The sequence below is a fragment of the Roseomonas sp. SRI_022 genome, assembly GCF_057586215.1.
This window is the reverse complement of the sequence record NZ_JBYCZL010000012.1, coordinates 159,899-184,236: the sequence shown is the minus strand read 5'-3', so window position 1 is coordinate 184,236 and position 24,338 is coordinate 159,899. Positions and strand designations below refer to the sequence as shown.

Sequence of the window (24,338 nt, the reverse complement as noted above, 5' to 3'; positions counted from 1 at the left end):
GCGCTGCCCGCCGATGCCCAGGTGGAGGTCGGCTGCCGCCCACTGCGCGGGGAAGCCGGCGCGCTGCTGCGCGTCACCGATGTGACGGCGCGGCTGCGCATGCAGGCGCAACTCGAGGAAGGCGCGCGTCTTCAATCGGTCGGGCGCCTCGCGGGCGGCGTCGCGCATGACTTCAACAACCTGCTCGCCGCGATCACCGGCGCCGCCGAGGCCGCGCTGGCGCGCCAGCCCGATGCGCCGACCGCCGAGGATCTGCGCCAGATCCTCGACAGCGCGACGCGCGGTGCGAGGCTGGTGAAGCAGTTGCTCGCCTTCGCCAGCCGCCAGGCGCTCGCGCCGCGCGTGCTGCCGCTGGCCGCCACGGTCGAGGCGATGGCCCCGCTGCTGCGGCGGCTGCTCGGCGGGCGGCATCTCCTCGCGCTCGACCTGCCGCCGAAACCCGGGCCGCGCGTGCGGGTGGACGCCTCGCAACTCGACCAGGTGCTGCTGAACCTCGTGGTGAATGCGCGCGATGCCATGCCGGGGGGCGGCGGCATCCGCGTCGGCATCGAGGCGGTGGCGCTGTCGGTGGAGCGCGTCGAGCCGGGGGCGGTGGTACCGCCGGGCGAATGGGTCATGCTGACGGTGGAGGACAGCGGCCGCGGCATCGCGCCGGCCGACCTGCCGCGCATCTTCGAGCCCTTCTTCACGACGCGGCGCACCGAAGGCGGCACGGGGCTCGGCCTGTCCACCGTGATCGGCATCCTGCGGCAATCGGGTGGGCATGTGACCGTGACCTCCCGGCTTGGGGAGGGGACGGCCTTCCGGCTCTGGTTCCCCGCGGTGGCGGAGGCGGCCGAGGTGGCGCCCGTTCCGCCCGCACCAGCCGTGGCGCCCATGAGTGCGACGCGGCGCGTGCTGCTGGTCGAGGATGAGGCGCCGCTGCGCCGCCTCGCTGCCCATGCCCTGAAGACGGCCGGGCATGACGTGCGCGAGGCGGATGATGCCGAGGCTGCGCTGGAGGTGCTCGGGGAGGGCTTCGCGCCGGAGGTGCTCGTCACCGACGTGACCATGCCCGGGGAGATGGACGGGCTGGCGCTCGCCGATGCGTTGCGCGGCGCGCTGCCCGGACTGAGGGTCGTCCTGGTGTCCGGCTATGCCGAGCGGGCGGTGGGGGAAGGGGTGGCGGCGCGAGGCTTCGTCTATCTTGAGAAGCCGTTCCGCATGAAGGCGCTGCTGGAAGTGGTGGACGGTTCCAGTTCTTAATTTGTTCTTGCCGTTCCGCCGCGCCGGGCGCATCTTTCCCTTGCGCCGAATCGCACCGCCATGTGCGGGTGAAGGCGGGCCCGCCGGGTCGAACCGCCGGGCGGTTCGCTACGAATGGGCGATTGTGTGAATGGAGAAATCGCCCTATGGTTGATAAATCGTTGCCGGATCGGGGGAAGGGCATGGATAAGGGAAAGGCGCTCGACGCCGCGCTGAGCCAGATCGAACGGGCCTTCGGCAAGGGTTCGATCATGCGCCTCGGTGCCAAGCAGGCGGCGCAGGGGGAGGTCGAGGTGGTCTCGACCGGCTCGCTCGGCCTCGACCTCGCGCTCGGCATCGGCGGGCTGCCCAAGGGGCGCATCGTCGAGATCTACGGGCCGGAATCCTCGGGCAAGACGACGCTCGCGCTGCACTGCATCGCGGAAGCGCAGAAGCGCGGCGGCACCTGCGCCTTCGTGGACGCGGAACACGCGCTCGATCCGGGCTATGCCAAGAAGCTCGGCGTCGATGTGGACAACCTGCTGATCAGCCAGCCCGATGCCGGTGAACAGGCACTCGAGATCGCCGATACGCTGGTGCGTTCGGGCGCGGTCGACGTGCTGGTGGTGGACAGCGTCGCCGCGCTGGTGCCGCGCGCCGAACTCGAAGGCGAGATGGGCGACAGCCATGTCGGCCTGCATGCCCGCCTGATGTCCCAGGCGCTGCGCAAGCTGACCGGCTCAGTCTCCAAGTCCAATACGCTGCTGATCTTCCTGAACCAGATCCGGCTCAAGATCGGCGTGATGTTCGGCAACCCGGAGACCACCACGGGCGGCAATGCGCTGAAGTTCTATGCCTCGGTCCGCATGGAGATCCGCCGCATCGGCGCCATCAAGGACCGCGACGAGGTCACCGGCAACCACACCCGCGTCAAGGTGGTGAAGAACAAGATGGCCCCGCCGTTCCGCGAGGTCGAGTTCGACATCATGTATGGCGAGGGCATCTCCAAGGTCGGCGAGCTGATCGACCTCGGCGTGAAGGCCAATGTGGTCGAGAAGTCGGGCGCCTGGTTCTCCTGCGACAGCCAGCGCATCGGCCAGGGGCGCGAGAACGCGAAGCAGTTCCTGCGCGACCATCCCGAGATGGCCAATTCCATCGAACAGCGCATCCGCGGCCAGGCCGGCCTGCTCGCCGAGCAGATGCTGGTCGGCGAGGGCGACGGGGATGACGAGGCGCTGGCGGCCGAATAGGCCGCGCCATATTGCGCGACTGAGGGCGCCCGCGGCATTCGTGTCGCGGGCGTTGTCGTGTCAGGCGCCGCAACCATCGACCGGCATCGCGTGTTCTCCGACGACAGGAGACACACCGATGAACACGCCTCGTCCTCCTCGCCTGCCGAAGATCACCCCGCAAACGCCCCCGGCCTCGCCGCATCCGATGCATCGGCCCGACGAGCGCAAGGAGGGCGGGCCGGACTATGGAAAGGGCGAGAAGCAGCGCGAGAACCGCCGCAAATCCGAAGAGGAGGCAGAGCGGGAGGAAGGCAGGCCGTAGGCCGCCCCGGCACTCCGGCCGGCCCCCTCCGCACACCGGCACCCCGCAATTTTTCGGGCTACAGCCGCCGCGCCGGGACCGGCGCGACCCCCAGCGCCCCTTCACGGCCCGCGCGGCGCGCGCTACCTGTCGCTCCCTTTAGGGCCAACACCTTGCCGGGACGGGTTTTTCCCGGGCGACGCGACGGGCGGGACATGACCAGCAGCAACGACATTCGGGCCACCTTCCTCGACTACTTCCACCGCAACGGTCATGAGGTGGTGGAATCGAGCCCGCTGGTCCCGCGCAACGACCCGACGCTGATGTTCGCGAACTCGGGCATGGTGCAGTTCAAGAACGTCTTCACCGGGCAGGAGACGCGGCCCTACAAGCGCGCCACCACGGCCCAGAAATCCGTGCGCGCCGGCGGCAAGCACAACGACCTCGACAATGTCGGCTACACCGCGCGCCACCACACCTTCTTCGAGATGCTGGGGAACTTCTCCTTCGGCGACTATTTCAAGGAACAGGCGATCCCCTATGCCTGGGACCTGCTGACCAAGGATTTCGCGCTGCCGAAGGACCGGCTGCTGGTCACTGTCTATTCCGAGGACGACGACGCGGCGGCGATCTGGAAGAAGGTCGCGGGCCTGCCCGACAGCCGCATCATCCGCATCTCCACCTCCGACAATTTCTGGCGCATGGGCGACACCGGCCCCTGCGGCCCCTGTTCCGAGATCTTCTTCGACCACGGCGACAAGATCCCCGGCGGCCCGCCCGGCAGCCCGGACGAGGATGGCGACCGGTTCATCGAGATCTGGAACCTGGTCTTCATGCAGTTCCTCGAGGACCCGCCCGGCACGCGTAATCCGCTGCCGCGCCCGTCCATCGACACCGGTATGGGCCTGGAACGCTTCGCGGCGATCCTGCAGGGCAAGCACGACAACTACGACACCGACACGCTGCGCGCGCTGATCCTCGCCAGCGCGGAAGCGACGGGGCAGGAACCGGATGGGCCGTTCCGGTCCAGCCATCGCGTGGTCGCCGACCATCTGCGCGCCGGCGCCTTCCTGATCGCCGATGGCGTGCTGCCGTCGAATGAGGGCCGCGGCTACGTCCTGCGCCGCATCCTGCGCCGCGCGATGCGCCATGCCCACATGATGGGGTCGCGCGATCCGCTGATGCACCGCCTGCTGCCGGCGCTGGTGCGCCAGATGGGTGCGGCCTATCCGGAACTGGTGCGCGCCGAGGCGCTGATCAGCGAGACGCTGCGCCTGGAGGAAACCCGCTTCCGCTCGCTGCTGGAACGCGGCCTCGGCCTGCTGGCGGAGGAAACCGGCAAGCTCGGCGACAAGCAGACGCTGCCGGGCGACGTCGCCTTCCGTCTGTACGACACCTACGGTTTCCCGCTCGACCTGACGCAGGATGCGCTGCGTGCCGAAGGTCGCCCGGTCGATGTCGAAGGCTTCAATGCCGCCATGGCCGAACAGCGCAAGCGCGCCCGCGCCGCCTGGGCCGGCAGCGGCGAGGCGGCGACGGAAGGCGTGTGGTTCGACCTGAAGGAAAAGGTCGGCGCCAGCGAGTTCCTCGGCTACAGCACCGAAACGGCGGAAGGCGAGATCGTCGCCATCGTCGCCGACGGCAAGCCGGTTGGCGGCGCGCCGGTCGGCACCGAGGTCGCGGTGCTGCTGAACCAGACGCCCTTCTATGCGGAATCCGGCGGCCAGGTCGGCGACACCGGCATCATCCAGGCCGGTGACGCCTGCCGCATCGAAATCCGTGACACGCAGAAGAAGCTCGGCGCGCTGTTCGTCCATGTCGGCACCGTGGTGGCGGGCGAGGCGAAACTCGGCCTGGCCGTCACGGCGGAGGTCGATCACGCGCGGCGGTCCAGGATCCGCTCCCACCACTCCGCGACGCATCTGCTGCATGAGGCGCTGCGCCGCCGCCTCGGTAACCATGTCGCGCAGAAGGGCTCGCTGAACGCACCGGACCGGCTGCGCTTCGACGTCTCCCAGCCCACGCCGATGACGGAGGAAGACCTGCACTGGGTCGAGGCCGAGGTGAACGCCCGCATCCGCGAGAATGCCGAGGTCGTCACCCGCCTGATGACGCCCGAGGCCGCCGTCGAAGCGGGTGCGATGGCACTGTTCGGGGAGAAGTATGGCGAGGAGGTCCGCGTCGTCGGCATGGCGCATGACCCGGCGGCCGTCGAGAAGCACGGCGTCTATTCGCTGGAACTCTGCGGCGGGACGCATGTGCGCCGCACCGGCGATATCGGCCTGTTCAAGATCGTGTCGGAAAGTGCGGTCTCCGCCGGCGTGCGCCGCGTGGAAGCGGTGACCGGCGAAGCCGCGCTGTCCCTGGTCGCGGGGATGGAGGAAAGCCTGCAGGCGGCCTCGGCCGTGCTGAAGGCGCAGCCGGGCGAATTGGCGTCGCGCATCGCCGCGCTCGTCGAGGACCGCCGCAAGCTGGAACGCGAGGTCGCGGAGCTGCGCAAGAAGCTCGCGACCGGTGGTGGCGGTGCGGAGGTCGAACAGGTGAACGGCCTGCGCCTCGCCCTGCGTGACCTTGGCGAGGTGCCGCCGCGTGACCTGAAGGGCCTGGCGGAAGCGATCCTGAAGGGTGGCACGGCGGATGTCGTGGCGCTGGTGTCCACCGCCGAGGGCAAGGCGTCGATCGTCGTCGCGGCGGGCGACGCGGCGAAGGGCAAGGCCGATGCCGTGGCGCTGGTGCGCGCCGCCTCGGCCGCGGTGGGCGGCAAGGGCGGCGGCGGTCGTCCCGACATGGCCCAGGCCGGCGGGCCGGAGGCCGACAAGGCCGCCGATGCGCTGGCGGCCGTGAAGGCGGCGCTCGCCGGGTGAGCGAGCGCCTGCGCGCCCGCGACCTCGGCCTCGCGCCGGGCATCTTCCGTCCTGGCGCGCACAACGCCATCACCGATGTGGCCGGCGTTCGCGTCGGCCAGGTCACGCTGATCGAAGGCGACGCTACCCGCACGGGTGTCACCGCCATCCTGCCGCATCCCGGCAATCCCTTCGCCGACCGCGTGCCGGCCGGGCTGTCGGTCATGAATGGCTACGGCAAGCTCGCCGGCGCGACGCAACTTGTCGAACTCGGCGAGATCGAGACACCGATCGTCTTGACCAACACGCTGGCGGTCGGGCGCGCGGTGGAAGCGGTCATCGACTGGACGCTGGCGCGCAACCCCGATGCCGTCAGCGTCAATGCCTGCGTGGGCGAGACGAATGACGGCCGCCTGAACGACATTCGCGCCCGCGGCGTCACGGCGGACCATGTCCTGGCCGCGCTCGACGCCGCGACGGACGGTCCCGTTGCGGAGGGCAGCGTCGGCGCCGGCACCGGCACCATGGCCTTCGGCTTCAAGGGCGGCATCGGCACATCCTCGCGCATCCTGCCCGAACCCCTGGGCGCCTGGACCATCGGGGCGCTGGTGCAGGCGAACTACGGCGGCGTGTTGGCGATGGATGGCATCCCCGTCGGGCGCGAACTCGGCAAATGGTACCTGAAGGAGCACACCGATCGCGGCGATGCCGATGGGTCGGTGATGGTCGTACTCGCCACGGATGCGCCGCTGTCGGACCGCAACCTCACGCGGCTCGCGACGCGCGCCATGGCCGGGCTGGCGCGCACCGGGGCGGCCTTCAGCGACGGGTCGGGCGACTATGCGATCGCCTTCTCCACCCATCCCGGTGTGCGGCGCACGGCCGAACGCCGCGCGCATCAGGCCATCATCGCCGATTGGCCGAATGACCGCATGTCGCCGCTTTTCGTCGCCGCCGCGGAAGCCGTGGAGGAAGCCGTGCTGAATGCCCTGGCCATGGCGACCACGATCATCGGCCGCGATGGCCGCACCGGACGGCGAGCCACGGGCCATGCCATCGACCTCGACGCGTTGCGCGCCGTGCTGAAGCGGCACGGGCGATGAAGCGCGCGCTCCTCGCCACGGCGTTCGTCGCCCTGGCGCTGACGGCCGCCGAGGCCGCCCGTACGACGCTGCGCGCGACGCGCCCCGGCGCCTCGCCGCTGGTGCTGCGGGCGACCTCCTCGCAGGAGCACTGGACCATCGCCGTGCTGGAGGGCGGCGTCGAGAGCCAGCGCATCGAGGTGCAAACGGACCTGCCCGACGTCCTGCCGCGCCTGGCGGATACCAATGGCGACGGCGCGGCCGATCTCTGGGTGCCGGTGATCGGCGGCAATGCCAACACGGCCTGGGAGCTCTGGTTGATGCAGCCCGACCGCGCCCGCTTCCAGCGCGCGGGGGAGGTGAGCGGCCTCGGCTTTTCCCGCGATGCCGCGGGGCGGATGATCGCGCTCGGGCGCAATGGCTGCTGTTCGGTCGTCTACACCTTCCACGACTTCACCCCGGAGGGCGCGCTGCGCGAGGCCTTCTCGATCGAGCGGCGGCTCGATGAACTCGGCCGCGGTACCTGCGAGCCGACCGCCATCGCCATCAACCCGCCGGCGGCGGCGGTGCGCGCGACCTGCGCGCTGTCACCAGGCCGGCTGCCGGGGACGCCGCTGCGCGTGCCCTGAACGTTTTCTACCGGATCTCGCGCGTCGCCAGCGCGTCGTGTGCGGCGGAGCGGAATTCCCGCCGGTGCAATTCGCGTAGCACCAGCAGGCTCGCGAGGATCAGCGCGAGCGGATGGATGATCCAAGCCAACGCGGCTAGCCCGAAATAGTAGGACCGCAGCCCCGTGTTGAAATGCCGCGCGCCGCGATTGGCCAGCCGCGCGGCGGCCTCGGCCTGCCCAACGGCGCCCGGCGGCATCGCCATGACCAGGGTGGAGGTGTAGTTGAACTGGCGCAGCGCCCAGGTCAGCTCGAAGAAGGCGTTGACGAAGATCACCAGCAGCAGGGCGATCTTCACCTCCCACATCGCCTCGTCCGGCACCGAGGTCCAGGGCAGGATCGCGACCACCCGCCGGCCGATGTCGGGCGCCGAGAGCATCGCCACCAGGCCGCCCAGGATCAGGATGGAGGTGGTGGCGAGGAAGGATGTCGAGGACATCAGGTTGCCGATCGCCGAGATGTCGGCGATGCGGTTCTCGCGCCCCAGTGCGGCGACCATCCAGCGCTGGCGGTGGATGTCCATCGAGGCGATGACGCTGCGCGCCCGGATCGACGGCACCCGGTCCACGATGAAGGCGTAGCCGATCCAGGCCAGCGCGAAGATTGCCAGCGCGCACCAGTCGAGGATCGTCAGGGGCAGGGTCATCGGTTTCCGGTTCGGGCAGGCTCGTCGGGGATCGGCGTGCTGTCTGGCTCCGTCGAGCCGGTGTGGGCAAGCGAATTCCGTGCCGCCCGATCGGCGCCGACGAAACGGCCCTGCCGGCCGTCCCAGGCGAAGGGCAGCGTGGCGTGGCGGCATTCCTGCCCCGTCGGGCAATAGGTCACGCGTAGCAGCACCCGGCCCCGGCCGACGGACAGCATGGGGCGGCCGTCCTGGATTTCCTCGAACAGCGTCTGCTGCCGTTCGCGCCCGTCCGGCGCGGTCCAGCGCAGTTCGACGAGGGTCGAAAGATGGATGCCGCCCGCAGGCATGCGGCCGCTGCGCCAACGGACCGGGCCGGGCGGAAGGCCGCGCAGCACACCTTGTTCGATCTGCAGGCCCGGGTCGGACCATTCGAGGGTGTCGGCAGGAGCAGGATTGGCCAGCAGCAAGGCGACCAGCAAGGCCACCGCGCCGCGGTCAGCCTTCATCGGGCTGCCCAATCCGTCGGGCGACCAGGACGAACAGCAGAAGCGAGACGATCGGTGCGGTCTGGATGCCGGCTACTCGTGTGCCGGCCCAGCCGAGCAGTGGCGTCAGGGCAAGCAGGATCAGGCCCGCGACCTCTCCGCGCATCGCCGTGCCCTCTCTGCGAATGCGCGCCACCAGCCAGGCCAGCGGCAGCGCCACGATCGCGAGATCATAAACATGCAGGAAGGGGGAGCAGAACAGCGTGGCGGCGATCGTGGCCGAAACCTCAGCCGGCCCGCCGGGCCGCCGCCGCACCAGCAGCGCCAGCGCGGCGCAGGCGATCAGGGCTGCGCCGGCCTGCACGACGTAGGCAGTGCCGATGCCGCCGCCGGCCATGCGAATGGCGGCGAATGGGCTGATGATGCGCTCGAAGCCGACGATGCCCTGTTCCAACCCGGCGGCTGCGAGCGGCGCCTGGGCCAGGAAGCCTGCCCAGGCCGGCAGGCCGAATGCGAATAGCGAGGCCAGGCAGAGCGCCGCGACTGTGCCGCCCGCGGCGAAGACCGCGCGCCAACGCCGCGCGGCGACGAGCGCAACCGGCACGGCAAGGCCGAGCTGCGGTTTGAAGCACAGGCAACCGAGGCAGATCCCGGCGATCACCGGCCGCCGTTCCAGCGTTACCGCCGCCCAGGCGAACAGCGCGGCGCTGATCGCGCCGTTCTGACCGAAGCCCGCATTGACCCAGAAGGCAGGGAAGGCAAGCGCCGGCACCGTGATCCAGCTACCCGCGATGCGCCGCAGCGCCGCCACGCAGGCGGTGAGCCCGGCCAACGTCCAGGCGAGCAGCGACCAGCCAAATGGCAGCAGGGCAAGCGGGGCGCAGAACAACAGGAAAACGGGAGGGTAGAAGAAGGCCGACCAATGGGTCAGCCCGGCGCCGAACAGCTGCTGCTGCACGGCGAAATGCGCGGCGCGATCGTAGGTAGAGACCGCCTCGCCCCGCCAGATCAACGCGGACGCCGACCAGAAGCTCGCGAAGTCGAAGCCGATGGCTGGACCCTGGTCAGGGATGGCGGGCTGCCAAAGTATCCACGCCGCGCTGAGGAGGAATGCAGCAAGAAACAGCCGTGCGACGGCCTCGGCGTGATCGGCGGAGATCCTCATCGGCGCGCCGGTTGCGGCCCGGACCCCACGCGCGCGCGGGGTCCGGGCCCTGGCCTGGTCAGGCCATCGCCTTCTTCAGGTTCTCGTCGATCTTGGCGAGGAAGGCCTGGGTGTTCAGCCAGGGCTGGTCCTTGCCGATCAGGATCGCGAGGTCCTTGGTCATGAAGCCGGCCTCGACCGTGTCGACGCAGACCTTCTCAAGCGTATTCGCGAAGTCGGTCACGTCCGCCGTGCCGTCGAACTTGCCGCGATAGGCGAGGCCACGGGTCCAGGCGAAGATCGACGCGATCGGGTTGGTCGAGGTCTCGCGGCCCTTCTGGTGTTCGCGGTAGTGGCGCGTCACCGTGCCGTGCGCGGCCTCGGACTCGACCGTGTGGCCATCCGGGGAGAGCAGCACCGAGGTCATCAGGCCGAGCGAGCCGAAGCCCTGCGCCACGATGTCGGACTGCACGTCGCCATCGTAGTTCTTGCAGGCCCAGATGTAGCCGCCTTCCCACTTCAGGGCCGAGGCCACCATGTCGTCGATCAGGCGGTCTTCGTAGGTCAGGCCGCGCTTCTCGTATTCCGCCTTGAACTCGGCGTCGTAGATGGCGCGGAAGATGTCCTTGAACTGGCCGTCATAGGCCTTGAGGATCGTGTTCTTGTGGCTGAAGTAGACCGAGAAGTTGCGCTGCAGGCCGTAGTTGAAGGAGGCGCGGGCGAAGCCCTCGATCGACTTGTTCAGGTTGTGGATCATCATCGCCACGCCGCCGGTCGCGGGCATGGGGAATTCGCCGATTTCCTGCGGGGCGCCGCCCTCGGGGATGTAGGTCATCTTCACCGTGCCGGCGCCGGGGACCTTCATCTCGACCGAGCGGTAGATATCGCCATAGGCGTGGCGGCCGACGACGATCGGCTTCGACCAGTGCGGCACCAGGCGCGGCACGTTCTTGCAGATGATCGGCTCGCGGAAGATCGTGCCGTCGAGGATGTTGCGGATCGTCCCGTTCGGGGAACGCCACATCTTCTTCAGGCCGAACTCGGCCACGCGCGCCTCATCGGGCGTGATCGTCGCGCACTTCACGGCCACGCCGTACTGCTTGGTGGCATTGGCGGAATCAACGGTGATCTGGTCGTCCGTCTCGTCGCGCTTCTGGATGCCGAGGTCGTAGTACTTCAGGTCGATGTCGAGATAGGGGAGGATCAGCTTGTCCTTGATGAACCCCCAGATGATGCGGGTCATCTCGTCCCCGTCCATCTCGACGACGGGGGTCTTCACCTTGATCTTGGCCATGGGCTGTCCTCTGCGCGCATGCGGATACGGGCACGCCCGGGCAGGGCGGCCGATGCGGGCGGAAATTGCACGCAAGGGGCGGGTGCGGCAAGCCCAGGGGGCAATGCGGGCGGCGATCCCCGGCGGATCGCGCCCCTCTGGCCATTGCCGTTCCCCTCGGTCCGATGCCGCGCATCGGGCCAGGAGCGCAAAGCGCGACCGCGCCCAAACCGTCAGCCGCCCCCAGCGCACCAGTGCAGGGCGCGAAAGCCAAGGCCCGCAGGTGCGGGCCGCCGGGCGTTTGAGCGCGCTAGCCTAAACTCGTCACATCCATCGGCGCTGGCATCCAGGCGAAGCCTTCGCCTTCCTTCGCGACCCGGCCGAGGCCAGGCCAGGGGAAGTGGTAGGACAGCAGCAGCGGCTTGTCGGTGGCGAAACGGTCGAGCGCCCGCGCCCGCGTCTGCGCCGACTGCTTCGGGTCCGTGTCGAAGGAGAATTCCAGCAGCGGCCGGCGCAGCAGCAGCACGTGGTGATGCGCGAGGTCGCCCGTATAGACCATGACATTCGGCCCGGTGCTGACCGCATAGATCATGTGCCCGACCGTGTGCCCGGGGGCGGAGATGGCGGTCACGCCCGGCACCACCTCCCGCCCATCGACGGTCATCACCATGCGGTCGCGATAGGCGGTGAGGTTCTTCTGCGCCCCGCGGATGAAGGGTTCCATGAAAGCGGGCCCGCGGATGTTTGCGTCGTCCGTCCAGTATTTCAGGTCGGCCTCGCTGATCGCGACCTGGGCATTGGGGAAGTTGCGGTTGCCCTGCGCGTCCACCAGCGCCCAGCAATGGTCGCAATGCGCATGGGACAGCACCACCATGTCGATCTGCGCGGGGTCGATGCCCGCCTGGCGCAGGTTGCGCAGCAGCCGGCCAGTGGTGGGTCCGAACATCTGGCTGGCCGCGCCCATGCTGTCGCCCATGCCGGTGTCGAACAGGATCAGGTTCCGGCCGGTATTCAGCACCAACGCGTTCTGTTCCAGCAGCGCATTGGCGGGATCGAGGAAATTCGCCGTCATCATGGCGTTGATCTCGCCGGGGCGGGCGCCGACGAAGGAATCCTCCGCCTTGCCCAGCGGCAGCGCGCCGTCGGAGACGACCGTCGCCTCGTATTCGCCGAACCTGAAGCGGTACCATGCGGGCGCACCGCGGCCGACGAAGGGCGCGGCGGCCTCGGCGCGGAACAGCGGCAGGGCCGCGCCAAGCGGAAGCGACGCAGCAGCGAGCCCGGCGCCCAGCAGGGCGCGGCGATTGAAGGTCATGGATCGTTTCTCCCATTGGCGCGCCCATGCCGGTGGGCGGCGCCGCGGCGGCACGCTATCGTCTCCCATGCGCGAAATGCCAGCGTGGCGTGTGCCATCCCTGGTCATGCTCGCGTGACAGAATAAGGAGCAACGCATGTTGCTGCGCATCGCAGGGCTCGGCCTGGCAGGGATGGCGCTGGCGACCGCCACGGCGGCGGTGGCCGGGGCGACGGTGGCGGGTGCGGTGGTGCTCGCCTGCGCGGCGCGCCGCCGGGCGAAGGACCGCACCGCCTGGCCGGAGGAGGCGACATCGCCGCCCGCCCCCGCAGCGGAGACCTGACGGTCGCTTGAGCATGCCGGCACCGGCCCGCGCCCCCGCCCTGACGTGGGTGGCCGGGTCGGGCTGCGGACCGGCGCCGCGCCCCATGCCGCATCAATCGGCGCGGTCTTGAAGGCCCGCTGACTCCCCGCCGCGCGCCGCAGCCGGTAAGACAGGCGCCGCGGCATGGAGGGGCGGCATGACGGTTCTGATCGCGGGTGGCGGCGTCGGCGGGCTGACGCTTGCGCTGTCGCTGCACGAGCGCAGCATCCCCTGCACGGTGTTCGAGGCGGCGGAACAGGTCCGGCCACTCGGCGTCGGCATCAACACCCTGCCGCATGCGATCCGCGAACTTGCTTCGATGCAATTGCTGCCGGCGCTGGATGCGGTCGCCGTGCGCACGCGGGAACTCCGCTACCTCAACCGCTTCGGTCAGGAGATCTGGGTCGAGCCGCGCGGCACCTGGGCGGGGCATGAGGTGCCGCAATTCTCCATCCATCGCGGCCATCTGCATGCGGCGCTGTGGCGGGCGGCGCGGGAACGCCTGGGCGATGCGGCGCTGGTCGCCGGCGCGCGCCTGGCCGGCTTCGCGCAGGACGCCACGGGCGTCACCGCGCATTTCGCCGATGGCCGCAGCGTGCGCGGCGATGTGCTGGTCGGCGCGGACGGCATCCATTCCGTGCTGCGCGCGGCCATGCATCCCGACGATGGCGGCATCCGCTGGAACGGCATCCAGATGTGGCGCGGCGCCATCGACTGGCCGGCATTCGAGGGCGGCGACACCATGATCGTCGCCGGCGATATGGCCGAGAAACTGGTACTTTACCCGATCGCGGCCGGTGCGACGCCGGGCACGCGGCTGACCAACTGGGTGGTCTGCGCGCAGATCGGTGATGCGAGCCGCCCGCCGCCGCGGCGCGAGGATTGGTCGCGCCCCGGCAGCCTCGCGGAGGTGCTGCCGCATGTCGCGCGCTTCCGCATCCCGTTCCTGGACGTCGAAGCGCTGGTGCGCGCGACGCCGGAGTTCTGGGAATACCCGATGTGCGACCGCGACCCGCTGCCCTTCTGGACGCGGGGCCGCGTCACGCTGCTCGGCGATGCCGCGCATCCGATGTATCCGGTGGGATCGAATGGCGCGTCGCAGGCGGTGCTCGATGCGCGCTGCCTGGCCTCCCTGCTGGCCGAAGGCGACGTCGTTGCGGCACTCGCCGCCTATGAGGCGGAGCGCCTGCCGAAGACCGCCGAGATCGTTCGCAGCAACCGCCGCGGCGGGCCGGAACGCGTGGTCGATGTCGTCTCGGAACGCGCACCCGATGGCTTCGCGCGGCTGGAGGATGTGATCGCGCGCGAGGAACTCGCCGCCATCGCCGGTGGCTATGCGCGCATGGCGGGCTTCGCGGCACCTCGGTAGCGCGCCTGTTTCGCTGCTGACCGCACCATCGCGCCGGCGAGGCGTGGCATCGCTGCCGTCCACACGGCAGGAGAATAACCATGACCGCGCGCAGCGACACACGGAAGCCGGCCGCGCTCGTCATCGCGCCGCCGCCGATCCTGGCCTGGCTGCTCGGTGCGATCGGCGTGGCGATGGATCGCCGGGCGCAACGTGCGCGGCTGGCCGCGCTCGACGAACGGCTCTTGCGCGACATCGGGCTGACGCCCGCGCAGGCGCTGGCGGAAGCCCGCCGGCCCTGGTGGCAGGGCCGATCCGGCGAGATTGGCAGACCCTCCCCGCGCGGGCAGGATGCGCCGCGACGGAGGAGACAGCATGGCAGGACGGATGGATGTGCGGCGGACCCATGAAGGGCGCGTCGCGCATGTGGCGGTGGATCACGACGCCAAGCTGAACACGCTGAACCCGGATCTGATGCGCGAATTCGCCGCGACCTTCGCGGCGCTCGGCAAGGACGCCTCGCTGCGCGCCGTGGTGCTGACGGGCGCTGGCCCGCGGGCCTTCATCGGCGGTGCGGATATTTCGGTCATGGCCGGGCTGCAGGATTCGGCGGGCGGGGAGGCCTTCATCCGCCTGGTGCATGGCTGCTGCCGCGCGGTGCGCGACTGCCCGGTGCCGGTGATCGGGCGGATCAATGGCTGGTGCCTTGGCGCGGGGTTGGAGATCGCGGCTGCCTGCGACATGCGCATCGCATCCGAGGCCGCGAAGTTCGGCATGCCGGAGGTGCGCGTTGGCATCCCATCCGTGGTCGAGGCCGCCCTGCTGCCCAGCCTGATCGGCTGGGGCCGCACGCGCCGCCTGCTGCTGCTGGCCGAGACCATCGGCGCGGCCGAGGCGCTGGACTGGGGCCTGGTGGAACGCGTCGCCGCGCCGGCGGAACTCGATGCGGCGGTGGATTCCTGGATCGACCTGCTGCTGGAAGCAGGGCCGGAGGCGATCCGCGCGCAGAAGGCGCTGATCCGCCGGTGGGAAGATCTGCCGCTGTCCCAGGCCGTCGCCGCCGGGATCGAAGCCTTCGCGGCATCCTGGCGCACCGATGAACCCGCGCGGATGCTGGGCGGCTTCATGGCGCGGAAGAAGGGTGGGTGAGGGCACGCCGGGGGGGAGGCATTGCCCTCCCTGGACCCTGGCCTGCGGGGGGCTGAAGTCCGTCGCGTGGCGCAATTCTGGGTGTGACGGAGGAGGGGTCGATCCCCTCCCGGCCTGCGCCTAACTTGGCGCGGCGGCGCCACGTGGCGCGCAGGAGAATATGCATGATGAATGTTTTGGCCGGCCCGGCATCCGCCGGGGCCGCGCTTCGTACCGTGGCTGGATTGGGCCGGCGCGGCATGGCGGCCCTGGGGCTCGGCTTGCTCGCGACTGTCGGGCTGCCTTTGGGTGACGGCGCGCATGCGCAGGGTTCGCCGACGCTCGCCGCGATCCGTGCCCGCGGCAGCGTGGTCTGCGGCGTGCAGTCGAACAACCCGCCATTCTCGCTCCCGGACAGCCGCGGGGTCTGGCGCGGGATGGATGTCGATTCCTGCCGCGCGCTGGCCGCCGCCGTCCTGGGTGATCCCGACAAGGCGACCATTCGCCCCGTCACGGGGCTGACCCGGTTCCCCGCGGTCCAGAGCGGCGACATCGACGTGCTGTTCGGCAGCACGACCTGGACCACCACGCGCGAGACCCAGCTCGGCCTGATCTTCGCCTCAGCGAACTACTTCAGCGGGCAGGGCTTCCTGGTGCGGAAGTCGCTCAACGTCTCGCGCCTCACTGAACTGGATGGCGCGACCATCTGCGTGCCGCCCGGATCCACCACCGAGGTCATCCTGCAGGAATGGTTCCGGGCCAACCGGCTGACCTTCCAGCCCATCCTCATCGACGATCCGAACGAGATCATTCGCGCGTTCCTGGCCGGCCGCTGTGATGTTTATACCCGTGACATGACCGGTCTTTCCGGCTTCCGCATGTCGCAGTCCAATCCGGACGACTTCCTGCTGCTGCCCGAGAACATCACCATGGAGCCGCTGGGCGCCTGGATCCGCAAGGGCGATGACCAGTGGCTGGACGTGGTGCGCTGGACGCAGTTCGCCCTGATCTGGGCCGAACAGCAGGGCGTGACCGCGGCAACGGTCGACAACCCCGGCGCGGGGGCATCGACCGACGTGCGGCGCCTGCTCGGCGATGGCGATATCGGGCCGACCATGGGTCTCGATCGCCGCTGGGCGGCGAATGCCATCAAGGCCGTCGGCAACTACGGAGAGATGTGGGAGCGCAACGCCGCGCCCTACGGCCTGGCGCGCGGCCTGAACCGGCTGTGGAACCAGGGCGGCCTCATGTACTCGCCGCCGCTCCGTTAGGGCCGGGAGAGGGTGGGAGAGGAGCGGCGCTCCTCTCCCATCGCCTTCAACCGCAGGCAGCACTTCTCGAAGGCGGTGAAATCCCGCCACCGCTGCGCCGGTTCGGCGTCGAACCGCTCGAACCCGCCGCCGGTCGCTTCGATCCCGCCATCAATCATCAGGTTGTCGGCCAGGCCGAAATCCTCGAGGCCCATCGCCTCCGCATCCTCCCACCCGCCATCGGCGCGGGGCCGCGCCTGCGGGCCGAGGAAGGCGCGGGTGCGGTCCAGGAAGTCCGCGGCCGCGTTGCTGTAGCCCATCACCGGCCGCCCGAGCGCGCGCATGAAGCCGAGTTCGTACACCGTCCCCGCATCGGCGGACGGCCCGCGAAACGGCGTGAGGTTGGCGATCAGCCCGCCGCAGGAGCGGATATGCGCCTCGTTGCCGAGGTAGATGCGCATCCAGTAGGGACGGTCGGCGGGCGGCGCCTGCGGCGGCGTGTCGAGCGGAAACACCCCCTCCAGCCCATGCGCCGCGCAGATGCGCTTCTTCGCCGCCGCGACGTCGAGCGCATCGGGCAGGAAGACTTCGGGACCGGCGAGATAGACACGCATCGGCCCGATCCTGCCTTGCCGGCGCCGGCAGCGCCATGCGGAATGCCGGGATGGACCTTGAAGCTGAATACAACAACCGCGCGCGGGTCGCGGACAGCGCGGCGCTGATCGCCGGCTGGGCGCGGGATGCGGCGGCCTTCCGCGCCGGCTGGGCGCGCGGCACGCTCGACATCCCCTATGGCGAGGGCGCGCGGGAGCGACTCGACCTGTTCGAACCCGACGCGCCCGGGCCGCTCGCCGTCTTCATCCATGGCGGCTACTGGCAGGCGCTCGACAAATCCTTCGCCAGCCATTGCGCGCGTGGGCTGCTGGGCCATGGCGTGGCGGTGGCCGTGCCGTCCTATGACCTCTGCCCGGAGGTGCCGATGCGGCGGATCGTGGAGCAGATGCGCGCCGCCTGCGCCATGCTGCATCGCCGCACCGGGCGGCGCCTGCTGGTGGCCGGGCATTCCGCCGGCGGGCAACTCGCCGCGCTGCTGATGGCGACGGATTGGACAGCGATCGACCCGGCGCTGCCGCCGGACCTGGTCGGTGCGGCGCTGCCCGTCTCGGGTGTCTTCGAGATCGAGCCGCTGCTCGGCACGACCCTCGGGCGCGCGCTGGACCTGACGCCTGGGGAGGCACGCGCCCTGTCGCCTCGCTTCCTGCCGCCGGCGAAGGGCGAACTGCACGCCGTGGTCGGCGGGGCGGAAAGCCCTGAATTCCTTCGCCAGACGCGGGATTTCGCCGCCGCCTGGGGCAGCAGCCAGGAGGTCCTGGCGGACGCCAACCACTTCACCGTGCTCGACCCCTTCACCGATCCGGCGCATCCCATGGTTGCGCGCGCCGCAGCCATGGCGGGGCGACTTGCGCCCGGCTGAAGGATCGCGCTTAAGAGAGGCCGGAATCCGGGCAACAGGGGACTTCCATGATCGGGATCGGACGTCGCGGGCTTCTCGGCGGAACGACGGCGCTGCTCGCCGCGCCTGCCATCCTCCATGCGCAGCCGGCGGGCGGCGTGAAGATCGGCGTGGTGGCCGTGCAGACCGGGCCGCAGGCGGCACTCGGCAATCAGCTGAAGGACGGCTTCGCGCTGGGGCTGCGGCACCTGGACGGCAAGCTCGGCGGGCTGACGGCGGAGACGCTGATCATCGACGACGAGCTGCGCCCCGAAGTCGCCGTCACCAAGGTCCGCGCGGCGCTGGAACGCGACAAGGTCGACTTCATCGTCGGCGTGGTGTTCTCCAACATCCTGCAGGCGATCTTCCGGCCGGTGACGGAAGCCGGCACCTTCCTGATCAGCACCAATGCCGGCCCGTCCACCTTCGCCGGGCGCGGTTGCAACCCCAACTTCTTCACCACGTCGTACAACAACGACCAGGTCCATGCGGTGATGGGCCAGGTGGCGCAGGACAACGGCTATCGCCGTGTCTTCGTGCTGGTGCCGAACTACCAGGCGGGCCGCGACGCCGTCGCCGGCTTCAAGTCGAAGTTCCAGGGGGAGGTGGTGGACGAGGTCTTCGTCCCGCTCACCCAGCTCGATTTCTCGGCCGAACTCGCGAAGATCGCCGCGGCCCGGCCGGATGCGATCTTCACCTTCATGCCGGGCGGGCTCGGCGTGAACCTCGTGCGGCAGTATCGCCAGGCCGGCCTCGCCAATATTCCCTTCCTGTCCACCTTCACGGTGGATGAGGCGACGCTGCCCGCGCAGGGCGATGCGGCGCTCGGCTTCTACTCGGCGGCGTCCTGGGCGCCGAACATGGACAACGCGCAGAACGTGAAGTTCGTGAACGACTACATCGCCGCGCACAACGCGGTGCCGGCGACCTACGCGGCGCAGGCCTATGACGCGGCGATGCTGCTCGATTCCGCGATCCGCAAGGTGGGCGGCAACCTCGCGGGCAAGGACGCGCTGCGCGCGGCGATCAAGGCGGCGGACTTCCGGTCCGTGCGCGGCGACTTCGCCTTCGGCGTGAATCATTATCCGGTGCAGGATTTCTGGCTGCTGAAGGTCGGGCGCCGCGCGGACGGCAAGCTCGAGACCCAGACCGAGCGCAAGGTGTTCGACAACGCGGTCGATCCCTGGGCCGCCGAATGCCGCATGCGCTGAGCAGGGCGTGACGACCCAATTGCTGCTGGTGCAGGCCCTGAACGGCCTGCAACTGGGTATCCTGCTGTTCCTGGTCGCGGCGGGGCTGACGCTGGTGTTCGGGGTGATGGACTTCATCAACCTCGCCCATGGCGTGCAGTACATGCTGGGGGCTTATCTCGGCGCCTCGCTTGCGGCCGCGACCGGGTCTTTCTGGTGGGGGCTGCTGCTGGCGCTGCCGGCCGCGCTCCTGGCGGGGCTGGTGCTGGAGGTGCTGGTGTTCCGGCACCTGTATGCGCGCGACCACCTGTCGCAGGTGCTGGCGACCTTCGGCGTCATCCTGTTCCTGAACCAGGGCGTGAAGCCGGTGTGGGGCGCGGCACCCCTGCAGGCGCCGATCCCCGCGCTGCTCGAAGGCGGGATCGAGATCATGCCCGGCCTGCAATACCCGCTCTATCGCGTCGCCGTGCTGGGCGCGGGCATCGCGACGGCGGCGGAGCTGTGGTGGCTGGTGGAACGCACCCGAGCGGGGATGCTGGTGCGCGCGGGGGCCTCCAACGCGCCGATGGTCTCCGCACTCGGAGTGGACATCAACCGGCTGTTCACGATGGTCTTCGCCTTCGGCGCGATGCTCGCGGGCTTCGCCGGCGTGCTCGCCGCGCCGATCTTCTCGGTCGAGCCCGGCATGGGCGACAACGTCCTGATCCTCGCCTTCGTGGTGATCGTGATCGGCGGGATCGGGTCGATCCGCGGGGCGTTCCTCGCCGCGCTGCTGGTCGGGCTGATCGACACGCTCGGCAAGTCGCTGATGCCGGACCTGATGCGGCTGTTCCTCGATGCGTCCCAGGCACGGCAGACGGGCGCGGCGCTGGCCTCGATGCTGGTCTATGTCGCCATGGCGGCGATCCTGGCCTTCCGCCCGGCGGGCCTGTTCCCCGTCCGCGCCGGCTGAGCCGCGATGCCGCTGCGCGAGGCCTGGCTGCCGTTGCTGCTGCTCGCGGCCCTTGGTGCCGCGCCGCTGGCCGGTTTCTCCGCGTCCTATGAGATGACGCTGATGGCGCGCGTCATGATCCTGGGCATGGCGGCCGTCTCGCTGTCCTTCCTCGTCGGCGGGGCGGGGCTGGCGAGCCTTGGGCATGCGGCTTCCCTCGGTGTTGGCGCCTATGCGGTCGCGATCCTCGACGCGCATGGCGTGACGGATGCGGTGCGTGTGCTGCCCATGGCGATCGGCGCGGCGGCGCTGTTCTCGCTGGTCACCGGAGCCATCGCCATCCGCACGACCGGCGTGCATTTCATCATGATCACCCTGGCCTTCGGGCAGATGGCCTTCTTCACGGCATCCTCGCTCTCGGCCTATGGCGGCGATGACGGCTACACGCTCTACAGCCGCACCGAGGTCTTCGGCACGCGGCTGCTCGAAGGCCGGCTCGCCTTCCACTACATCTGCCTCGGTGCCCTGGCGCTGACCTGGGCGGTTTGCGCGATGCTGCTCGCCTCCCGTTTCGGCCGCGCGCTGCGCGCGGCGCGGGAGAACGCCCAGCGGGTCGAGGCGGTGGGCCTCGCCCCCTATCCCTTCCGCCTCGTCGGCTATGTCATCGCCGGGGCCTTCGGCGGCGTGGCCGGCTTCCTGCTGGCGAATGCGACCGAGTTCGTCTCCCCCGCCATGCTGTCCTGGCAGCGGTCGGGGGAATTGCTGTTCATGGTCATCCTGGGCGGGGTCGGGCGGCTGTGGGGGGCGATGCTCGGTGCGGTGGCCTTCGTGCTGCTGGAAACCTGGCTCGCCGAGATCACCCCGCATTGGAAGATGATCTTCGGGCCGCTGTTGGTGATCGCGGTGCTGGTCCTGCGCGGCGGGCTGTCCGGGCTGGTGGAACGCCGCCATGGCTGACCCGCTGCTGCGCCTTGTCGACCTGCGCAAGCATTATGGCGGCCTCGCCGTGACGGACGGCGTCTCGCTCGAAGTGCTGCCGGGCGAGATCCACGCCGTCATCGGCCCCAACGGTGCGGGCAAGACGACCCTGATCCACGAGGTCACGGGCCTCGTGGCACCGGACTCAGGGCAGGTCATCTTCGGCGGGCGGGACATCACGCGACTGTCGCCGCCGCGCCGGGTGCGGGCCGGGCTCGCGCGCACCTTCCAGATCACCAACGTCGTCGCGGGTTTCTCGGCGCGGGAGAATGTCGCGCTGGCCGCGCAGGCGCGCGGCGGGTCCTCCTTCCGCTTCTTGCGCCCCGCCGCGACCGAGCGCGCGCTGAACGACGCGGCGATGGCCGCACTGGAGGAAGTGGGCCTCGCCGAACGCGCCGCCGTGCCCGCCGGCAGCCTGTCCCATGGCGAGAAGCGCGCGCTCGAACTCGCCATCGCGCTGGCGACCCGCCCGCGGCTGCTGCTGCTGGACGAACCGCTCGCCGGCGCCGGGCCGGAAGAGACGGAGCGGTTGATCGCCCTGCTGACCCGGCTGAAGGCCCGCTACACCATCCTGCTGGTCGAGCACGACATGCAGGCGGTCTTCGCGTTGGCCGACCGCATCTCCGTGCTGGTCTACGGCCGCATCATCGCGACCGGATCGGTGGCGGAGATCCGTGGCAACCCGGAAGTCCGCGCCGCCTATCTCGGCGAGGACGACGTCTGATGCTGGCGGTCGAGGACCTCGTCGCCGGCTATGACGGCAGCCGCGTGCTGCATGGCGTCTCCTTCTCCGTCGGCGCGGGGGAGGTGGTGACGCTGCTCGGCCGCAACGGCATGGGCAAGACCACGACCGTGCGCGCCGTGATGGGGCTGCTGGCGCCGCAGGGCGGGCGCATCGCCTTCGGCGGCGCTGATGTTACCGGCCTGCCGCCCTATCGCATCGCGCAGCGCGGCATCGGCCTGGTGCCGGAAGGCCGGCAGGTATTCCCGACCCTGACGGTCGAGGAGAACCTGGTCGCCACCGCCGCCAACCGTGCGGGTGGGGCGCCGCGCTGGACCCTGCCGGCGGTGCTGGACCTGTTCCCCCGCCTGGCCGAGCGGCGGCGCAACCTCGGTGCGCGGCTATCGGGCGGGGAACAGCAGATGCTCGCCATCGGCCGTGCGCTGATGACCAATCCGCGCCTGCTGATCCTGGACGAGGCGACCGAGGGCCTCGCCCCCATCATCCGCGCCGAGATCTGGGCGGTACTGGCGCGCTTGCGCGCCGAGGGCCTCGCCATCCTGCTGATCGACAAGAACCTCGCCGCGATCCAGCGCCTCGCCGACCGGCATGTGGTCATCGAGAAAGGCAGCGTCGTTTGGACCGGCACCAGCGAGGCCCTTTCAGCCGCACCGGAAGTGCGCGACACATATCTCCACGTCTAGAAAAGGGAGGCGCGGCATGGCCGCTTTGAGCGCAGGCATCACCCCGGCCGGGGAAGCCATCGACGGCGTCGTCTGGAACATCCTTGGCCAGACCTACAAGCCGGTCGCCCATGGCGACAGCTGCTTCGCCTTCGACACGCTGTTCCCGGATGGCACCTTCGTGCCGCCGCACATCCATGCGACGCAGGACGAGTTCATCCGCGTCCTCGAAGGCCGCTTCGACCTGGTGCTGGACGGGCAGCCGGTGACGGCCAAGGCCGGCGACCTGATCCGCATGCCGATGGGCATCATGCACGGCATCTTCAACAAGTCGGGCGCGCCGGTGCGCGCGCTGTTTTGGGTGAGCCCGGCCAAGGGGCTCTACGAGCTCTTCACCCGTATCCACAATGTGCCGGATCCGGCGGAAGTGGTGCGGATTGCGTCGGAGTACGAGGTGACGTTCCTGCCGCCCCCAGGGTGATTGGAGGGGCGCTGCCCCTCCAAACCTCCCCGCCAGGGGCCAACGGGCCCCTGGACCGCGGGGACTTGGTGCCCAATGCCAAAAGTCCGCATTCCAAAGGGCCGTTGCCCTTTGGTGGGGTGAGGTCCGGAGAGGGGCAAAGCCCCTCTCCGGTGTTCAGTGATCCTCGGCGTCCAGCGCGTAGCCGGCCGAGCGAACCGTGCGGATCAGATCCACCTCATGCTCGCCGTTGATCGCCTTGCGCAGGCGGCGGATGTGCACGTCCACGGTGCGTGGCTCGACATGGATGTCGCGGCCCCACACCGCATCCAGCAACTGCTCGCGCTGGAAGACGCGGCCGGGATGCTGCAGGAAGAACTCCAGCAGCCGATACTCGGTCGGGCCGAGATGCAGCGCCCGGCCACCGCGCGAAACCCGGTGCGAATCCTGGTCCATCGTCAGGTCGCGATAGGTCAGCGTGCCCTTCGTCGCCGCCCCGCCCGACCGGCGCAGCAGCGCGCGGATGCGCGCCAGCAGCGAATCCATCACGAAGGGCTTGGCGATGTAGTCGTCCGCGCCGGTATCCAGCGCACGCACCGCGTCCTGGTCCTCGGTGCGCGCCGTGACCATGATGATCGGCAGGTCGCGCGTATTGGGCCGGCGGCGCAACTGGCGGCAGACCTCGATGCCCGACAGCGCGGGCAGCATCCAGTCGAGCAGCACCAGGTCCGGCCGCTGTTCGGAGACGCGCAGCAGCGCCTCCTGCCCATCGGCGGCTTCCTCGACCTTGAAGCCTTGCTTCTCGAGGTTGTAGCGCAGCAGCGTCATCAGCGGTGCCTCGTCCTCGACCACCAGGATGGTGGGCTTGGCGAGGGTGGAATAGGCCTCGGCCATGGCGGCTATTCTCCGGCCGGCCGGACCACCGCATAGGCCGACTGGTCGGCCTTGGGGCGGTCCTCGGGCAGGCTGTCACCGCGCACGGCGTAGAAGATGCGTTCGGCGATGTTGGTGGTGTGATCCCCGATGCGTTCGAGGTTCTTGGCGATGAACAGCATGTGGGTCGCCGCCGAGATGTTGCGCGGGTCCTCCATCATGAAGGTCAGCAGCTCGCGGAAGATGCCGTTGTAGATGGCATCGATCGGCTCGTCGGCCTCCCAGACGCGCTGGGCAGCCTCGGCGTCGTTGTTCACGAAGGCGTCCATCGCGGCCTTCAGGTTCTCCTGCACCAGCAGCGTCATGCGCTCGAAGCCGTTGAGGCTGCCGATGGAGGGCAGGGAGGCCAGCACGATGGCCCGCTTGGCCGCGTTGCGCGCGTAGTCCCCGATGCGCTCCAGGTCGTTCGACGCCTTCATCGCCGCGACGATGACGCGCAGATCCTGCGCCATCGGCTGGCGCAGCGCCAGCAACCGGACGCAGAAGGCCTCGACCTCGCGTTCCAGCGCGTCGATCTGGGTGTCGCGCCCGACCACCTCGGTCGCCAGGTCGGTGTCGCGCCGCACCAGGGCGCGGGTGGCATCCGCCACCTGCCGTTCCGCCAGCCCGCCCATCCGCGCGACCATGTCGCGCAGCCGGCGGAGTTCCTCGTCATAGGACCGCACGATGTGTTCACTCGCCATGTCGTT

The 24,338-nt window shown here is 69.9% G+C and carries 26 protein-coding genes; 18 read left to right on the top strand and 8 right to left on the bottom strand.

Going from position 1 to position 24,338, the window contains the following annotated elements:
- From AC2YHJ_RS14445 to AC2YHJ_RS14420, 6 genes are all read left to right on the top strand, one after another.
- Positions 1 to 1,245: ATP-binding protein (locus tag AC2YHJ_RS14445; protein WP_487396773.1), on the top strand; the 1,245-nt coding region annotated here is incomplete at its 5' end.
- A 182-nt stretch (positions 1,246 to 1,427) separates the two neighbouring features.
- Positions 1,428 to 2,474, top strand: coding sequence for a recombinase RecA (gene recA, locus AC2YHJ_RS14440; RefSeq protein ID WP_487396772.1), 1,047 nt, complete (start codon positions 1,428 to 1,430; stop codon positions 2,472 to 2,474).
- 118 nt (positions 2,475 to 2,592) lie between these two features.
- The gene (locus tag AC2YHJ_RS14435) at positions 2,593 to 2,778 is read left to right on the top strand and encodes a hypothetical protein (protein ID WP_487396771.1); all 186 of its coding nucleotides are present in this window, start codon (positions 2,593 to 2,595) and stop codon (positions 2,776 to 2,778) included.
- A gap of 194 nt (positions 2,779 to 2,972) precedes the next feature.
- A complete protein-coding gene (gene alaS / locus AC2YHJ_RS14430) occupies positions 2,973 to 5,621 on the top strand; it encodes an alanine--tRNA ligase (protein ID WP_487396770.1) in 2,649 nt (882 codons plus the stop codon).
- Positions 5,618 to 6,703, top strand: a complete 1,086-nt coding sequence (locus AC2YHJ_RS14425; protein WP_487396769.1) for a DmpA family aminopeptidase — start codon at positions 5,618 to 5,620, stop codon at positions 6,701 to 6,703. The genes alaS and AC2YHJ_RS14425 overlap by 4 nt, the downstream gene beginning before the upstream one ends.
- The gene (locus AC2YHJ_RS14420; RefSeq protein ID WP_487396768.1) at positions 6,700 to 7,311 is read left to right on the top strand and encodes a hypothetical protein; all 612 of its coding nucleotides are present in this window, start codon (positions 6,700 to 6,702) and stop codon (positions 7,309 to 7,311) included. The genes AC2YHJ_RS14425 and AC2YHJ_RS14420 overlap by 4 nt, the downstream gene beginning before the upstream one ends.
- Positions 7,312 to 7,318: 7 nt before the next feature.
- On the opposite strand, the gene AC2YHJ_RS14415 is transcribed toward AC2YHJ_RS14420, so the two are convergent.
- The 5 genes from AC2YHJ_RS14415 to AC2YHJ_RS14395 all read right to left on the bottom strand — a co-directional run bounded on the left by AC2YHJ_RS14415 (position 7,319) and on the right by AC2YHJ_RS14395 (position 12,192).
- On the bottom strand, positions 7,319 to 7,996 hold the full coding sequence (locus AC2YHJ_RS14415) for a DUF599 domain-containing protein (RefSeq protein ID WP_487396767.1): 678 nt from the start codon (positions 7,994 to 7,996) through the stop codon (positions 7,319 to 7,321).
- Complete coding sequence (locus AC2YHJ_RS14410) at positions 7,993 to 8,481, bottom strand: hypothetical protein (protein WP_487396766.1); 489 nt, start codon at positions 8,479 to 8,481, stop codon at positions 7,993 to 7,995. The genes AC2YHJ_RS14415 and AC2YHJ_RS14410 overlap by 4 nt, the downstream gene beginning before the upstream one ends.
- On the bottom strand, positions 8,471 to 9,625 hold the full coding sequence (locus AC2YHJ_RS14405) for a glycosyltransferase family 87 protein (protein WP_487396765.1): 1,155 nt from the start codon (positions 9,623 to 9,625) through the stop codon (positions 8,471 to 8,473). Before AC2YHJ_RS14405 ends, AC2YHJ_RS14410 begins: the two co-directional genes overlap by 11 nt.
- Before the next feature lie 58 nt (positions 9,626 to 9,683).
- On the bottom strand, positions 9,684 to 10,898 hold the full coding sequence (locus AC2YHJ_RS14400) for an NADP-dependent isocitrate dehydrogenase (protein WP_487396764.1): 1,215 nt from the start codon (positions 10,896 to 10,898) through the stop codon (positions 9,684 to 9,686).
- A gap of 289 nt (positions 10,899 to 11,187) precedes the next feature.
- Positions 11,188 to 12,192 (bottom strand): MBL fold metallo-hydrolase, encoded by a 1,005-nt coding sequence (locus AC2YHJ_RS14395; protein WP_487396763.1) that lies wholly within the window; start codon positions 12,190 to 12,192, stop codon positions 11,188 to 11,190.
- Between the two features lie 136 nt (positions 12,193 to 12,328).
- On the opposite strand from AC2YHJ_RS14395, the gene AC2YHJ_RS14390 reads away from it, so the two are divergent.
- The 5 genes from AC2YHJ_RS14390 to AC2YHJ_RS14370 all read left to right on the top strand — a co-directional run bounded on the left by AC2YHJ_RS14390 (position 12,329) and on the right by AC2YHJ_RS14370 (position 16,282).
- Positions 12,329 to 12,514: a hypothetical protein gene (locus AC2YHJ_RS14390; RefSeq protein ID WP_487396762.1), complete on the top strand. Its 186-nt coding sequence runs from the start codon at positions 12,329 to 12,331 to the stop codon at positions 12,512 to 12,514.
- A gap of 178 nt (positions 12,515 to 12,692) precedes the next feature.
- On the top strand, positions 12,693 to 13,904 hold the full coding sequence (locus AC2YHJ_RS14385) for a flavin-dependent oxidoreductase (RefSeq protein WP_487396761.1): 1,212 nt from the start codon (positions 12,693 to 12,695) through the stop codon (positions 13,902 to 13,904).
- An 80-nt stretch (positions 13,905 to 13,984) separates the two neighbouring features.
- The gene (locus AC2YHJ_RS14380) at positions 13,985 to 14,293 is read left to right on the top strand and encodes a YjiS-like domain-containing protein (protein ID WP_487396760.1); all 309 of its coding nucleotides are present in this window, start codon (positions 13,985 to 13,987) and stop codon (positions 14,291 to 14,293) included.
- Positions 14,259 to 15,032, top strand: a complete 774-nt coding sequence (locus AC2YHJ_RS14375) for an enoyl-CoA hydratase (RefSeq protein WP_487396759.1) — start codon at positions 14,259 to 14,261, stop codon at positions 15,030 to 15,032. The genes AC2YHJ_RS14380 and AC2YHJ_RS14375 overlap by 35 nt, the downstream gene beginning before the upstream one ends.
- Positions 15,033 to 15,196: 164 nt before the next feature.
- Positions 15,197 to 16,282: an amino acid ABC transporter substrate-binding protein gene (locus AC2YHJ_RS14370; protein WP_487396758.1), complete on the top strand. Its 1,086-nt coding sequence runs from the start codon at positions 15,197 to 15,199 to the stop codon at positions 16,280 to 16,282.
- Here the strand turns inward: AC2YHJ_RS14370 and AC2YHJ_RS14365 are convergent.
- Positions 16,279 to 16,875, bottom strand: coding sequence for a nucleoside 2-deoxyribosyltransferase (locus AC2YHJ_RS14365; RefSeq protein WP_487396757.1), 597 nt, complete (start codon positions 16,873 to 16,875; stop codon positions 16,279 to 16,281). The two genes, AC2YHJ_RS14370 and AC2YHJ_RS14365, sit on opposite strands and share 4 nt — an antisense overlap.
- Positions 16,876 to 16,925: 50 nt before the next feature.
- On the opposite strand from AC2YHJ_RS14365, the gene AC2YHJ_RS14360 reads away from it, so the two are divergent.
- From AC2YHJ_RS14360 to AC2YHJ_RS14330, 7 genes are read left to right on the top strand one after another with little or no spacing between them, the layout of a single operon-like run.
- Complete coding sequence (locus AC2YHJ_RS14360; RefSeq protein ID WP_487396755.1) at positions 16,926 to 17,735, top strand: alpha/beta hydrolase; 810 nt, start codon at positions 16,926 to 16,928, stop codon at positions 17,733 to 17,735.
- Positions 17,736 to 17,782: 47 nt separating this feature from the next.
- On the top strand, positions 17,783 to 18,964 hold the full coding sequence (locus AC2YHJ_RS14355) for an ABC transporter substrate-binding protein (protein WP_487396753.1): 1,182 nt from the start codon (positions 17,783 to 17,785) through the stop codon (positions 18,962 to 18,964).
- Between the two features lie 7 nt (positions 18,965 to 18,971).
- Positions 18,972 to 19,895 carry a branched-chain amino acid ABC transporter permease gene (locus AC2YHJ_RS14350; protein WP_487396752.1) on the top strand — a complete coding sequence of 308 codons (924 nt, stop codon included), beginning with the start codon at positions 18,972 to 18,974 and terminating at the stop codon, positions 19,893 to 19,895.
- Positions 19,896 to 19,901: 6 nt separating this feature from the next.
- The gene (locus AC2YHJ_RS14345; protein ID WP_487396751.1) at positions 19,902 to 20,831 is read left to right on the top strand and encodes a branched-chain amino acid ABC transporter permease; all 930 of its coding nucleotides are present in this window, start codon (positions 19,902 to 19,904) and stop codon (positions 20,829 to 20,831) included.
- Positions 20,824 to 21,576, top strand: coding sequence for an ABC transporter ATP-binding protein (locus AC2YHJ_RS14340; protein WP_487396750.1), 753 nt, complete (start codon positions 20,824 to 20,826; stop codon positions 21,574 to 21,576). The genes AC2YHJ_RS14345 and AC2YHJ_RS14340 overlap by 8 nt, the downstream gene beginning before the upstream one ends.
- The gene (locus AC2YHJ_RS14335; RefSeq protein ID WP_487396749.1) at positions 21,576 to 22,277 is read left to right on the top strand and encodes an ABC transporter ATP-binding protein; all 702 of its coding nucleotides are present in this window, start codon (positions 21,576 to 21,578) and stop codon (positions 22,275 to 22,277) included. The genes AC2YHJ_RS14340 and AC2YHJ_RS14335 overlap by 1 nt, the downstream gene beginning before the upstream one ends.
- Before the next feature lie 16 nt (positions 22,278 to 22,293).
- Positions 22,294 to 22,737, top strand: a complete 444-nt coding sequence (locus AC2YHJ_RS14330) for a cupin domain-containing protein (RefSeq protein ID WP_487396748.1) — start codon at positions 22,294 to 22,296, stop codon at positions 22,735 to 22,737.
- 156 nt (positions 22,738 to 22,893) lie between these two features.
- Here AC2YHJ_RS14330 and phoB read toward each other — a convergent pair whose 3' ends face one another.
- Both phoB and phoU read right to left on the bottom strand, forming a co-directional pair.
- Positions 22,894 to 23,610, bottom strand: a complete 717-nt coding sequence (gene phoB / locus AC2YHJ_RS14325; RefSeq protein ID WP_487396747.1) for a phosphate regulon transcriptional regulator PhoB — start codon at positions 23,608 to 23,610, stop codon at positions 22,894 to 22,896.
- 5 nt (positions 23,611 to 23,615) lie between these two features.
- A complete protein-coding gene (gene phoU, locus AC2YHJ_RS14320; protein WP_487396745.1) occupies positions 23,616 to 24,332 on the bottom strand; it encodes a phosphate signaling complex protein PhoU in 717 nt (238 codons plus the stop codon).
- Positions 24,333 to 24,338 lie beyond the last annotated feature (6 nt).

Excerpts from the sequence above, each read along its gene's own strand:
- AC2YHJ_RS14390 (WP_487396762.1), top strand. The coding sequence starts at position 12,329 with ATGTTGCTGCGCATCGCAGGGCTCGGCCTGGCAGGGATGGCGCTGGCG.
- AC2YHJ_RS14370 (WP_487396758.1), top strand. The coding sequence starts at position 15,197 with ATGATGAATGTTTTGGCCGGCCCGGCATCCGCCGGGGCCGCGCTTCGT.
- AC2YHJ_RS14335 (WP_487396749.1), top strand. The coding sequence starts at position 21,576 with ATGCTGGCGGTCGAGGACCTCGTCGCCGGCTATGACGGCAGCCGCGTG.
- recA (WP_487396772.1), top strand. The coding sequence starts at position 1,428 with ATGGATAAGGGAAAGGCGCTCGACGCCGCGCTGAGCCAGATCGAACGG.
- AC2YHJ_RS14415 (WP_487396767.1), bottom strand. The coding sequence starts at position 7,996 with ATGACCCTGCCCCTGACGATCCTCGACTGGTGCGCGCTGGCAATCTTC.
- AC2YHJ_RS14420 (WP_487396768.1), top strand. The coding sequence starts at position 6,700 with ATGAAGCGCGCGCTCCTCGCCACGGCGTTCGTCGCCCTGGCGCTGACG.
- AC2YHJ_RS14385 (WP_487396761.1), top strand. The coding sequence starts at position 12,693 with ATGACGGTTCTGATCGCGGGTGGCGGCGTCGGCGGGCTGACGCTTGCG.
- phoB (WP_487396747.1), bottom strand. The coding sequence starts at position 23,610 with ATGGCCGAGGCCTATTCCACCCTCGCCAAGCCCACCATCCTGGTGGTC.
- AC2YHJ_RS14410 (WP_487396766.1), bottom strand. The coding sequence starts at position 8,481 with ATGAAGGCTGACCGCGGCGCGGTGGCCTTGCTGGTCGCCTTGCTGCTG.
- AC2YHJ_RS14340 (WP_487396750.1), top strand. The coding sequence starts at position 20,824 with ATGGCTGACCCGCTGCTGCGCCTTGTCGACCTGCGCAAGCATTATGGC.
- AC2YHJ_RS14405 (WP_487396765.1), bottom strand. The coding sequence starts at position 9,625 with ATGAGGATCTCCGCCGATCACGCCGAGGCCGTCGCACGGCTGTTTCTT.
- AC2YHJ_RS14435 (WP_487396771.1), top strand. The coding sequence starts at position 2,593 with ATGAACACGCCTCGTCCTCCTCGCCTGCCGAAGATCACCCCGCAAACG.
- AC2YHJ_RS14345 (WP_487396751.1), top strand. The coding sequence starts at position 19,902 with ATGCCGCTGCGCGAGGCCTGGCTGCCGTTGCTGCTGCTCGCGGCCCTT.
- AC2YHJ_RS14400 (WP_487396764.1), bottom strand. The coding sequence starts at position 10,898 with ATGGCCAAGATCAAGGTGAAGACCCCCGTCGTCGAGATGGACGGGGAC.
- AC2YHJ_RS14330 (WP_487396748.1), top strand. The coding sequence starts at position 22,294 with ATGGCCGCTTTGAGCGCAGGCATCACCCCGGCCGGGGAAGCCATCGAC.
- AC2YHJ_RS14365 (WP_487396757.1), bottom strand. The coding sequence starts at position 16,875 with ATGCGTGTCTATCTCGCCGGTCCCGAAGTCTTCCTGCCCGATGCGCTC.
- AC2YHJ_RS14375 (WP_487396759.1), top strand. The coding sequence starts at position 14,259 with ATGGCAGGACGGATGGATGTGCGGCGGACCCATGAAGGGCGCGTCGCG.
- AC2YHJ_RS14380 (WP_487396760.1), top strand. The coding sequence starts at position 13,985 with ATGACCGCGCGCAGCGACACACGGAAGCCGGCCGCGCTCGTCATCGCG.
- phoU (WP_487396745.1), bottom strand. The coding sequence starts at position 24,332 with ATGGCGAGTGAACACATCGTGCGGTCCTATGACGAGGAACTCCGCCGG.
- alaS (WP_487396770.1), top strand. The coding sequence starts at position 2,973 with ATGACCAGCAGCAACGACATTCGGGCCACCTTCCTCGACTACTTCCAC.
- AC2YHJ_RS14395 (WP_487396763.1), bottom strand. The coding sequence starts at position 12,192 with ATGACCTTCAATCGCCGCGCCCTGCTGGGCGCCGGGCTCGCTGCTGCG.
- AC2YHJ_RS14360 (WP_487396755.1), top strand. The coding sequence starts at position 16,926 with ATGGACCTTGAAGCTGAATACAACAACCGCGCGCGGGTCGCGGACAGC.
- AC2YHJ_RS14355 (WP_487396753.1), top strand. The coding sequence starts at position 17,783 with ATGATCGGGATCGGACGTCGCGGGCTTCTCGGCGGAACGACGGCGCTG.